The organism is Pseudomonas sp. Eth.TT006 (genome assembly GCF_054456575.1).
The window spans coordinates 300,808-311,967 of record NZ_JBTJEN010000008.1 but is presented as its reverse complement, the minus strand read 5'-3'; the positions used below and the strand labels follow the sequence as shown (position 1 = coordinate 311,967).

11 protein-coding genes are annotated in these 11,160 nt (G+C 62.2%); 7 read left to right on the top strand and 4 right to left on the bottom strand.

Annotation, left to right across the window (positions count from 1 at the left end):
• Positions 1 to 45: 45 nt before the first annotated feature.
• Together ACXR0M_RS15680 and moaB are read right to left on the bottom strand one after the other, a co-directional pair.
• The gene (locus tag ACXR0M_RS15680) at positions 46 to 1,251 is read right to left on the bottom strand and encodes a molybdopterin molybdotransferase MoeA (RefSeq protein ID WP_458832714.1); all 1,206 of its coding nucleotides are present in this window, start codon (positions 1,249 to 1,251) and stop codon (positions 46 to 48) included.
• The gene (moaB, locus tag ACXR0M_RS15675; protein ID WP_102358402.1) at positions 1,248 to 1,787 is read right to left on the bottom strand and encodes a molybdenum cofactor biosynthesis protein B; all 540 of its coding nucleotides are present in this window, start codon (positions 1,785 to 1,787) and stop codon (positions 1,248 to 1,250) included. Before moaB ends, ACXR0M_RS15680 begins: the two co-directional genes overlap by 4 nt.
• A gap of 285 nt (positions 1,788 to 2,072) precedes the next feature.
• On the opposite strand from moaB, the gene ACXR0M_RS15670 reads away from it, so the two are divergent.
• From ACXR0M_RS15670 to ACXR0M_RS15640, 7 genes are all read left to right on the top strand, one after another.
• Positions 2,073 to 2,972 (top strand): LysR family transcriptional regulator, encoded by a 900-nt coding sequence (locus ACXR0M_RS15670; protein WP_102358401.1) that lies wholly within the window; start codon positions 2,073 to 2,075, stop codon positions 2,970 to 2,972.
• A gap of 440 nt (positions 2,973 to 3,412) precedes the next feature.
• A complete protein-coding gene (gene fdhD, locus ACXR0M_RS15665; RefSeq protein WP_458832705.1) occupies positions 3,413 to 4,255 on the top strand; it encodes a formate dehydrogenase accessory sulfurtransferase FdhD in 843 nt (280 codons plus the stop codon).
• Positions 4,252 to 4,737: a cyclic pyranopterin monophosphate synthase MoaC gene (gene moaC, locus ACXR0M_RS15660; protein WP_458832704.1), complete on the top strand. Its 486-nt coding sequence runs from the start codon at positions 4,252 to 4,254 to the stop codon at positions 4,735 to 4,737. The genes fdhD and moaC overlap by 4 nt, the downstream gene beginning before the upstream one ends.
• Positions 4,734 to 4,985, top strand: coding sequence for a MoaD/ThiS family protein (locus ACXR0M_RS15655; RefSeq protein WP_102358398.1), 252 nt, complete (start codon positions 4,734 to 4,736; stop codon positions 4,983 to 4,985). Before moaC ends, ACXR0M_RS15655 begins: the two co-directional genes overlap by 4 nt.
• A 2-nt stretch (positions 4,986 to 4,987) precedes the next feature.
• On the top strand, positions 4,988 to 5,449 hold the full coding sequence (gene moaE / locus ACXR0M_RS15650) for a molybdopterin synthase catalytic subunit MoaE (protein WP_458832703.1): 462 nt from the start codon (positions 4,988 to 4,990) through the stop codon (positions 5,447 to 5,449).
• An 830-nt stretch (positions 5,450 to 6,279) separates the two neighbouring features.
• Positions 6,280 to 7,644 carry a glutamine synthetase family protein gene (locus tag ACXR0M_RS15645; RefSeq protein ID WP_458832702.1) on the top strand — a complete coding sequence of 455 codons (1,365 nt, stop codon included), beginning with the start codon at positions 6,280 to 6,282 and terminating at the stop codon, positions 7,642 to 7,644.
• 146 nt (positions 7,645 to 7,790) lie between these two features.
• On the top strand, positions 7,791 to 9,074 hold the full coding sequence (locus tag ACXR0M_RS15640) for an NAD(P)/FAD-dependent oxidoreductase (protein ID WP_458832701.1): 1,284 nt from the start codon (positions 7,791 to 7,793) through the stop codon (positions 9,072 to 9,074).
• Positions 9,075 to 9,189: 115 nt separating this feature from the next.
• Here the strand turns inward: ACXR0M_RS15640 and ACXR0M_RS15635 are convergent, their stop codons facing one another.
• Together ACXR0M_RS15635 and ACXR0M_RS15630 are read right to left on the bottom strand one after the other, a co-directional pair.
• Positions 9,190 to 9,975, bottom strand: coding sequence for a DeoR/GlpR family DNA-binding transcription regulator (locus tag ACXR0M_RS15635; protein ID WP_458832700.1), 786 nt, complete (start codon positions 9,973 to 9,975; stop codon positions 9,190 to 9,192).
• Positions 9,976 to 10,227: 252 nt separating this feature from the next.
• Positions 10,228 to 11,121, bottom strand: coding sequence for a LysR family transcriptional regulator (locus ACXR0M_RS15630; protein ID WP_458832699.1), 894 nt, complete (start codon positions 11,119 to 11,121; stop codon positions 10,228 to 10,230).
• Between the last annotated feature and the right edge of the window lie 39 nt (positions 11,122 to 11,160).

Genomic DNA, 11,160 nt, shown 5'->3' with positions numbered 1-11,160 from the left:
TCTTCGCGAGCAAGCCCGCTTCCACAGTTTTGATTTGTGTTGAGGTCAGAAGAGTTCGTTGAACGGGATAAAGCGCAGCGGGTCGCCGAGGTGGTGCGTGCTGTGCTCGGGGATTTCCACCAGGCCGTCGGCCCAGGTCGCACCGAGCAGGACACCGGAACTTTGATTCGGGTACAGCACCGCACGCCCCGCCTCCAGCCGCACCCGCAGGTATTCGCGGCGGCTGCCTGCCTTGTGCCAGTCGAATCCGGCGCTCACCGAGAAGCTCAGCGGCATGACGTCTTCCACGCCCTGGATGCGCAGCAGATAAGGTCGCGCCAGCAGGCCGAAGGTCACCAGTGCCGAGGTCGGATTGCCCGGCAGGCCGATCACCGGCACCGTGCCGAAATGGCCCACGGTCAATGGTTTGCCAGGCTTGATCGCCAGCTTCCACAGCAGCGGTTTGCCGTCCTCGCGCAGCACGTGCCCGAGGCAATCGGCATCGCCGGCAGACACGCCGCCAGTAGTCAGGATCAAGTCGGCCGCCACTTGCAGTTGTTCAAGCTTGAGCCGGGTCTGCGCCGGGCGGTCCGGGAGAATCCCGGCGTCGATCACCTCGCAGCCCAGTTCACGCAACCAGTGGCCGAGCAACACGCGGTTGCTGTTGTAGATGCTGCCGGGGCGCAGCGGCTGGCCCGGTTCGACCAGTTCGTCACCGGTCGACAGCAGCGCCACGCGTGGGCGACGTACCACGTGCAACTGCGCCAGCCCTTGCCCGGCAGCGACTGCCAGTTCGAATGGCCCGAGGCGTTTGCCGGCGCGCAGCAGGATATCGCCGACGCGATTTTCCTGACCTTGTGCGCGAATGTTCTGCCCGGCCTTCAACGGCTGCAAGAAGCGCACGCGGCCGTCCTCCAGCACTTCGACGTTTTCCTGCATCTCGACACTGGTGGCGCCGGGCGGCAGCGGCGCGCCAGTAAAAATCCGCGCGCAGGTGCCCGGCAGCAATGCGTCCGGCGCCAGCCCGGCGTAAACCTTTTGCGATACCTTCAGCGGCTGGCGATGCAAGTCAGCAAGATTGAGCGCGTAACCGTCCATGGCGCTGTTCGGCCACGGCGGCAGGTCGAGCGTCGCCACCAGATCACTGGCCAGCCCCCGTCCATGCGCATCGTCGAGCGGCAACAGTTCGCTGTCGGCCAGACGGTGCTCATTGGCCATGCCCAGCAATTGGTCGAGGGCATCTTCGATCGGCATCAACGGTGCCTTGCTCATCCGCGCGGCCCACAGGCTTGCACTGCCTTGAGGTGTGGCACGAAGTTGCACGGGCGATGGCGGTTATCCAGTTGCTCGGCGAGAATGCCTTCCCACGCGGTGCGGCAAGCACCGGTCGAGCCCGGCAGGCAACACACCAGCGTGCCGTTGGACAACCCGGCCAGCGCTCGGCTTTGCACGGTAGACGTGCCGATGTCGAGAATCGATATGGCGCGGAACAACTCACCGAAACCGTCGATCTGCTTGTCGAGCAGACAGGCGACTGCTTCGGGGGTGCTGTCGCGGCCGGTGAACCCGGTGCCGCCGGTGATAAGCACCACCTGAATAGTGTCGTCGGCAATCCAGTGAGCAACCTGGGCGCGAATCTTGTACAGGTCATCCTTGAGCAGGTTGCGCTCGCTCAGAGTGTGCCCGGCCTCCAGCAGACGGCTGACCAGCAACTGACCCGAGGTATCGCTGGCGTAATCGCGGGTATCGCTGACCGTCAGCACGGCGATGTTCAGGGGGACAAACAGGGCATCCGCTTTCGCACTCATGGGACTCTCCAGCAGTAGTTGATCACATTGCCCGGCAGCCTAAGTGCCACTTATGAGTACTGTCTAATCACTCTGGCCAACCGTCTTATCGACCCGCTCTATCGGGCCCGTTGACCTCGACCAAAGCCTTTGAAATCATGGGCGATAGAGCTGATCGATAGGCTTTTAAGTTCTTCCGATTGGACGAATCAACAGTCAAGTGAGATCGTCGCGCCTCGCATTTTTCGTGCGCTGTGCGCATCTGCGTCAATACTCATTCCAATTTCTCAACCAGCAGGTGCCGTCGTGGACATCAAACAACTCAAGTTCCTGATCGCGCTGGATGAAACCCGACACTTCGGCCAGGCCGCCGCACGCTGCCATATCACCCAGCCAACCCTGTCGATGCGTCTGCGCAATCTGGAAGATGAGCTGGACCTGGTGCTGGTCAATCGCGGTCAGCGCTTTGAAGGTTTCACCCAGGCCGGCGAACGGGTGCTGGCCTGGGCGCGCACATTGCTGGCCGCTCATGACGGCTTGTTCGCCGAAGCGGCGGCGTGCCGCGGGCAATTGGTCGGCAGCCTGCGTCTGGGGCTGGTGCCGTTGAGCAGCTTCAACCCGGTCAATTACATTCAGGGTTTGTCCGCGACTTACCCCGAGCTGAAATTCAGTCTGTCGTCGCTCAGCTCCAACGAAATCATCGAGGGGCTGGGCAACAACCAGCTGGATCTGGGCGTGTGCTATCTGGACCACGTCAATCCTAACTACTTCGAGTTTTTCGAGATCGGCGAAACCCGCGTCGGGCTGCTTTACGACAACCGTCACTTCCATTTCGAAGGCTCGGAAATGAGCTGGGAAGATGCCGCCGAACTGCCGCTGGGAATGATCACCACCGGCATGCACTACCGCAAATCCATCGACTTGAGTTTCCGCAGTCGCGGGCTCAATCCGCAGCCGATTCTGGAAAGCGATTCGACCTACCAGCTTTTGCAGGCGATTCACCAGGGTTTCTGCTGCTCGATCATGCCGCTGGACAGCGGGCTGGAACAGCCGATCGAACACTTGTCGTTCATGCAGCTGCCCGATGCCAGCGTGCTCGCGCCGCTGGGGCTGGTGATGCGCAAGACCGAGCCGCGCTCGGCGATTGCCGAGAAGTGCTTTGCCGAGGCGCGCAAGTTGTTTGGGGTTGAGGCTCCGGTTGTTTGAGTGACCTATCCGGACATTGATGCTGGATGCCAGGCCGTCTTCGCGAGCAAGCCCGCTCCCACAGGTTTGAAGTACCTCTCGAAAAATGGATCAGCATCAAAAATCCAAATGCAGTCTCACTCCTACAGGTTTGATGTTCACCCGCAAAATGGCTGAGCACCGCATAACAATGTGGGAGTGGGCTTGCTCACGAATGCGTCAGGTCAGACAACGCGATGTTGAATGTGCCGACCTCTTCGCGAGCAAGCCCGCTCCCACCGGTTGAATGCATTTCAAAGGTGGGAGCGGGCTTGCTCGCGAAGAGGCCCGATCCGCCAACACACATTTCGCTTGTGAACGTGGTGATCGACCCACCCAATCACCAGATCAGAACAAGCGATTGGACGCACTTTTAACTCCCCCGTAGCCTGAACTCACTTCAGCGCTTCGGGACTTTCAAGATGCTGTGCCAAATTGATCCAACCGTCGAGCCGGGCGATGCCAACGCCCCCGCGCCGCAACCGTCACCCGTGGCGTTTCGCGAATACCTGCCGCACGCCCCGCTCTCGCACGCCGCCCTGGCCTCGGAAATCGCCCTGGCGATCACCTTCAACGGCCTGAGCCAGGCCGTGATGATGGTCTCGCCCGGCAACCTCGAAGATTTCATCCGTGGCTTCAGCCTGAGCAACGCGATTATCGACAGTGTCGACGAGATTTACGACATCCGCCTGAGCCATTTCGATCAGGCCTGCCAGGCTGACGTGCAGATTTCCAGTCGCGCTTTCTGGGCACTGAAGGATCATCGTCGACAAATGGCCGGCACCAGCGGCTGCGGTATCTGTGGTGTCGAAGCGCTGGAGCAGGCGTTGCCGCAACTGCAGATCCTGCAACCCTGCGCATTGCCGCCGGCTGCGCATTTCGACGGTATCCGCCAACGCATCGAACAGGCCCAGCAACTGGCCCGCAGCAGCGGCGCCCTGCACGCGGCGCTGTACTTTGATGCCAGCGGTGAGGCGCTGCTGTGCCGCGAAGACATCGGCCGCCACAACGCCCTCGACAAGCTGATCGGTGCCATGCAAATCGCCGAGGTCGATGCGCGCCAGGGCTTTGTGGTGGTCACCAGTCGTTGCAGCCTTGAACTGATCCACAAAGCGGTGCGCGCCCGCCTCGGCACCCTCGTCAGCCTGTCCGCCCCTACGGCGTTGACCGTGCGCTGGGCGCTCAAGCACCGGCTCAACCTGATCCACGTCCCGCACCGCAACGCGCCCCGAATCTACAGCCCGATCCAGGAGCTAACGCCATGAGCAGCACCCTCACCCACCTCGACGATCAGGGCCGCGCCAACATGGTCGACGTCAGCGACAAAGCACCGACCCGCCGCGAAGCGACCGCGCAAGCCTGGGTGCAGATGCGCCCGCAAACCCTGCAGATGATCCAGGCCAACGGCCACCCCAAGGGCGATGTGTTTGCCGTGGCGCGGATTGCCGGGATTCAAGCGGCCAAACGTACCCACGAACTGATCCCGCTGTGCCACGCGCTGCTGCTCAGTTCGATTCACGTCGAGCTCAAGGCCTGCGAACCCGACCGCGTACAGATCACCTGCACCTGCCGCCTCACCGGCCAGACCGGGGTCGAGCTCGAAGCCCTGACCGCCGCCAGCGTCGCAGCACTGACTATCTACGACATGTGCAAGGCGGTGGACCGGGCAATGGTCATCGGCGACATCCGCCTGCTCAGTAAACAGGGCGGACGCTCCGGACACTTTCAATGGGAGGACGCGCAATGATCCTGATCAACTACTTCGCCAGCTACCGTGATCGCCTCAATCTGGGCGGCGAAAAAATCCCCCTGACCAACGACCTGACCAGCATCGAGGATGTGCGGCAGATGCTCATGGCCCGTGGTGAGGAATGGCGCGAAGTGCTCGGCGCCGGCAATCTGATGTGTGCGTTGAATCAGGAGCTGTGCCAACCGAGTGCAGCCATCGAAGACTTCGACGAGATCGCGTTTTTTCCACCGGTCACCGGGGGCTGAGCATGACGGTACGAGTCCAGCATAAAAGCTTCGACGTCAGCCAGTTGACCGCCAATTTGCATGCGCGTAATCCACGGGTCGGCGCAGTGGTGAATTTCATCGGCTATGTGCGCGATCTGAACATCGGCCAAAGCGTGAATGAGCTATTCCTCGAACACTATCCAGGCATGACCGAAAAGGCTCTCGAACAGATCGCCGAGGAGGCACGCGAGCGTTGGCCGCTGCTGGGGGTGGAGATTGTGCATCGGGTCGGCGCACTGTCTGTCAGCGAGCCGATCGTGTTCGTCGGCGTCAGCAGCAAGCATCGGCACATGGCGTTCGAAGCCTGCGCCTTCATCATGGATGTGCTCAAGACCCGTGCGCCGTTCTGGAAGCGTGAAACCACGCTGCAGGGTTCGCATTGGGTCGAGGCGCGGGAGAGCGACCAGAATGCGGCACTGCGCTGGAGTCTGGCGCATGCCTGAGCCTTTCCTGAAGGTGTGCACAAACCTGTGGCGAGGGGGCTTGCCCCATTGGGTTGCGAAGCGACCCTCAAAAGCCGGGGCTGCTGCGCAGCCCAACGGGGGCAAGCCCCCTCGCCACAGGTAAGGCTTTCTTGCCGGGCAGGCGGATCTGTTTTCGCTCGGCCTGGCGCTGCTGGCGGCGTTGGCGCTGTTCGTGTTCAAACGCGGGGTGATTGCCGTGTTGATCGTTTGCGCCCTTGCCGGGCTGGGCTTTCACTTGCTGCGCTGAGCGTGGGCCAACAGTACAGGGGCGAAATCAGCGGTTTACATGTCCGCGAATTGCCCCTTACTATCCGGGCACACCGGTCGACGGGCCTGCCCCGCCACCGACGCTTTCCGCCAACGGAAACACGCGTTATGAGTACGTCATCACAACAACCGCACCGGTTGAACGTCTCTGCCTTGCGCGCCCTCTCTCACGGGGGCGGCGTATGAATCGCATCGTCAATCTCCCCATGGCCCTGCGCCGTTCCAAGCTGCGTCACTCCGCACGCCCGCCGGATATCGCCCTTTAATTCCTGATGCCCGCCAGTTTTATTACTGACACATGACCTGTGGTGAGGGGATTCATCCCCGATGGACTGCGCAGCAGTCCCTATCTTTTGGGCCCGCTGCGCGAGCCGTCGGGGCGGTGCGACGTTTCGCTGAATCCCCTCACCACAAGATTATGTGTTTGGCCTGACTGATCGGCATCTGCGAAACCCCATCTTTTGAAATCCCTGCCGGGACGCCCATCGCTGCGTCCGGCCCGACTCTGTGCGCCTGTGCGGCGCCATCGTGAGTGATTGATCATGAAATTCGCAGCCATCGAAGACGCACGCCTGTTCCTCGAGCAGAACCCCGATATCGAGATGATCGAGTTGTTTATCCTCGACGCCAACGGCGTGCCGCGCGGCAAGCTGTTGCACCGTGAAGAACTGGTCGCCGTGTACCAAAGCGGTCGTCCGCTGCCCAGCACCATCCTCGGCCTGACCGTGCAGGGCGAGGACGTGGAGAACTCCGGTCTGGTGTGGGACGTCGGTGATATCGACTGCCGCGCCTACCCGCTCGAAGGCAGTCTGGTGCGTCTGCCGTGGCGGCAGATTCCGACCGCCGCGCTGCAAGTCAGCATGCACCCGACCGAGGGCCTGCCGGCGAGCATCGCCGACCCGCGTCATCTGCTGATCAAGGTGATCGACGGCCTCAAAGCCGAGGGTTATCACCCGGTGATGGCCTGTGAGCTGGAGTTCTACTTGCTCGATGCCAGACGCGATCACAACGGCCGTCCGCAACCGGCACTGGATGCCGACGGCGGCCGGCCGCGACACACGCAGGTCTACGGTTTGCGCGAACTGGAGCAGATCGAGCCGTTCCTCGCCGACCTCTACAGCGCCTGCAAGCTGCAGGGGATTCCGGCGCGTACGGCGATCTCCGAATACGCGCCGGGCCAGGTGGAAATCACCCTCGAACACGGCGACGCGCTGCAGGCGATGGATCAGGCGGTGCGTTATAAACGCCTGGTCAAAGCCGTGGCGCACAAGCACGGCATGCAGGCGACGTTCATGGCCAAGCCGTTCGATGATCTGGCCGGCACCGGCATGCACATGCACGTCAGCCTCGCCGATGACGAAGGACACAACCTGTTCGCCGCCGAGGACCCGGCCGGCACCCCGCTGCTGCGCACGGCGATTGGCGGCATGCTCGCCTCACTGCTCGATACGCTGCTGCTGTTCTGCCCGAATGCCAATTCGTACCGACGGTTCCAGGCCAACAGCTACGCGCCACTGGCGCCGACCTGGGGCGTCGACAACCGCACCGTCAGCCTGCGCGTGCCCGGCGGGCCGGCGCACACCCGGCACATCGAACACCGCATCTGCGGCGCCGACGCCAACCCGTATCTGGCGGCGGCCGCGATCCTCGCCGGGATCCATCGAGGCATACGCGAACAGCTTGATCCGGGTGCGCCGGTCGAGGGCAACGGCTATGCGCAGGCGAAACAATTGCTGCCGACCGATTGGCTGACGTCGCTGCAGGCGCTGGAAAATTCCGCGTGGGCGCGGGATGCGCTGGGGCAGGCGTTTCTCGGGGTGTACCTGGCGGTGAAACGCGCCGAGTACCGGCAGTTCATGGCCGAGGTGGGTGAGCAGGATTGGCGTTGGTATTTGACTGAGGCTTAACGATCCGACACCGAACCTGTGGGAGCGAGCTTGCTCGCGAAAGCGTCGTCACCTTCAATATTTCAGTGACTGACCCACCGCATTCGCGAGCAAGCCCGCTCCCACAGTGGAATGCATCTGACTCCTGAATTTGTGTGGATACTGACATGACCCAACGCTGCAATTCCTACTACACCGCCTCCCTCAACCAGGACACCGACTACCCGACTCTACAAGGCCGGCACCAGGTCGATGTGGTAATCATCGGCGGCGGCTTTACCGGTGTCGCCACCGCTGTGGAACTGGCCGAACAAGGCCTGAAAGTCGCCATTGTCGAGAGCAACAAAATCGGCTGGGGCGCCACTGGGCGCAATGGCGGGCAAGTCACCGGCAGCCTCTCCGGCGACGCGGCGATGCGCAAACAGATGCGCGCGAAACTCGGCGATGAGGTCGACGATTTCATCTGGCACCTGCGCTGGCGCGGGCACCAAATCATCCAGCGCCGGGTCGAGAAGTACGGCATTCGCTGCGACCTTAAATACGGTCATCTGCACGCCGCCTACAAGCCGAGCCACATGGACGGTTTGCGCAGCGACTACGATGAAGCCATGCGCCGCGGCATGGCCGACGAGGTCAGCCTGCTCAACCGCAGCCAGGTGCGCGACCTGCTGCAAAGCGAGCTCTACCACGGCGCAATCAAGAACACCCGCAATATGCACCTGCACCCGCTCAACCTGTGCATTGGCGAAGCGCGGGCGGCGGAGAGTCTCGGTGCGCTGATCTTCGAGAACAGCGAAGTGCTGGAGATCATTCATGGCCAGAACCCAGGCGTGAGAACCGCCCACGGCCGGATCGACGCCAATCAGGTGCTGCTCGCCGGCGACGTCTATCACAAGCTCGAACCGGGCCAGCTCAAGGGCAAGATCTTTCCGGCCATGGGCGGCATCGTCACCACCGCGCCGCTGGGCGATCTGGCGCGGCAGATCAACCGCGAAGACCTCGCGGTGTACGACTGCCGGTTCGTCCTCGACTACTACCGCCTGACGGCGGATGGTCGCCTGCTGTTCGGCGGCGGCGCCAATTACAGCGGCAAGGATTCGCGCGACATCGCCGCCGAGTTGCGCCCGTGCATCGAGCAAACCTTTCCGGCGCTCAAAGGGGTGCAGATCGATTACCAGTGGAGCTGCGCGATGGGCATCGTGATCAACCGCATCCCGCAACTGGGCAAGCTCTCGGACAACGTCTGGTATTGCCAGGGCTACTCGGGCCACGGCATCGCCACCAGCCACATCATGGGCGAAATCATGAGCCGGGCGATCACCGGGCAGATGGAGCATTTCGACACCTTTGCCAAGTGCCGGCACATTCGCGTGCCGATGGGGGATGTGCTGGGCAATCCGTTGCTGGCGGCGGGGATGTGGTATTACCAGATGCTCGAGCGCCTTCGCTGATTAATCAGTTGAATGTCCCGGCCCCTTCGCGAGCAAGCTCGCTCCCACATTGAAATGCATTTCAAATGTGGGAGCGAGCTTGCTCGCGAAGGGGCCATCAGCCTCACTATCAATCTCAATCCGCCAACTGCTCCACCTCAATCCCCAACCGCCGATAATCCTCGACACTGCCCGTCGTCACATGCCGTTCGGTAATCAGCGTGTGCAGGCGCGTACATGGCGCCACCACAAATGGCTCCACCGCGCCAAGCTTGTCCGCCGTGGTCACCGCGATCACCCGTGCGGCACTGTCGAGCAGAGCCTGTTTTACCGGCACTTCATCGAAATGCAGCGAGGTGATGCCCACCTCCGGGTGGATCGCGCAGACCCCGGTAAACGCCAGATCAGCCTTGATCCCGGCCAGCATGCGCTGCGCTTCATGGCCGCTGGCCGACAGCGTGCGCGGGTTCAGTTGGCCACCGGCGAGGATCACCCTCACGCCCGGGTACTCGGACAAGGCAATCGCCGTCATTGGCGCAGCGGTCACTGCGGTGATCCGGATATCGGCGCGCAACGAGCGCGCCACCTGCAAGGTGGTCGAGCCGGAATCGAACAACACGGTCTGCCCGTCTTCGACCTTGCGCGCCGCCAACCGCGCCAGGCGCACCTTGACCTCATCGGTCTCCTCCAGGCGGGTGAAGTAGTCCTTGCCGCTGTCCTTGGGTCGTGGCAACGCCCCGCCGTGCACGCGCTGCACCAGACCGGCGTGGTCCAGTTCGGCGAGGTCGCGGCGGATGGTGTCTTCGGACACGGCGAAGTGCTGGCTCAACTCCGAAGCCATGACCTTGCCGTCGCGTTCGAGGATCAGGAGGATTTTCTGCCGGCGCAGGGACGGCAGTTCGGTGACCGAATGATCGTGCATGGTTTTGCCTGTTTGTGCTTGTAGTTGCAGGTTTTGCCGAGACTAGCGAAAGCCCCGGGCAAACACAAATCACCGGCTATCAATTGTTTCGATCATTGGAATCAACACGGCGAATTTTTTCTTCCCCATGCGCCTGTTCAGAATGGCCCCACTCCAAAAAGGCTCAGGATGAACAGCTGATGAATCTCAATTTTGCGTTTGCGTGCATGATCGTCGTGTCTTTTGCGATTGCCCTCGGTCACGCGTAAGGGCTCAGACTGACGCGGCCAGGTGCTCACGCAGCCATTTGTGCGCCGGATCGCGATGCGCGCGTTCGCCCCATAACATCGCCATCTCGTAGCCCGGCACGTGCAGCGGGGCCTCGACCACCTGTAACGCCGGGTTGCCGCGCACCAGCCGTGACGGCAGCATCGCCACCAGATCGGTACTGGCCAGCACCGACATCACCATCAGAAAGTGCGGCACCGACAGCACCACTTTGCGCTGCAATCCGACCTCGGCCAACGCCCGGTCGGTGCCGCCGAAAAAGCCCCCGCCCTCGCGCGACACCATCACATGCTCCAGTGCACAGAACTGTTCGCGGGTCGGCTTGCGCTGCAAGCGCGGATGGCCGATGCGTCCGGCCAATACGTAGTGCTCGCTGAACAGCACCCGTTGATGCAGGTCGAGCGGCGCCTCTTCGGTGACGTGCAGGGCCAGATCGAACACGCCCTGCTCCGCCTGCTTGAGCAATTGCGCCGGAAGCAGATCGAGCACCGCCAGGCGTGTGCCCGGTGCCTGAGTGCGCAATCCGCTGAGGGCTGGCAGCACCACCGTCGACTCGCCGTAGTCGGTCGCCGCGATTTTCCAGATGTGGCTGGCCTGCGCCGGATCGAACGCACTTTCCGGCGCCACTGCCCTTTCCAGTGCCTCCAGCGCCTCGCGCAACGGCTCGCGCAATCCGTCGGCCCGCGCCGTCGGGCGCATGCCCCGTGGCCCGGGCAGTAACAGCGGGTCGGCAAAGATCTCGCGCAGCTTGGCCAAATGCACGCTGACCGAGGGCTGCGACAAATTCAAGCGCTCTGCGGCGCGGGTTACGTTGTGCTCGGCCAATAACACGTCTAGGGTCAACAGCAAGTTGATATCCAGACGTCGTAAATTATTCATGGCTATACCTGACATATCAGACATTCATTTCCAATATAC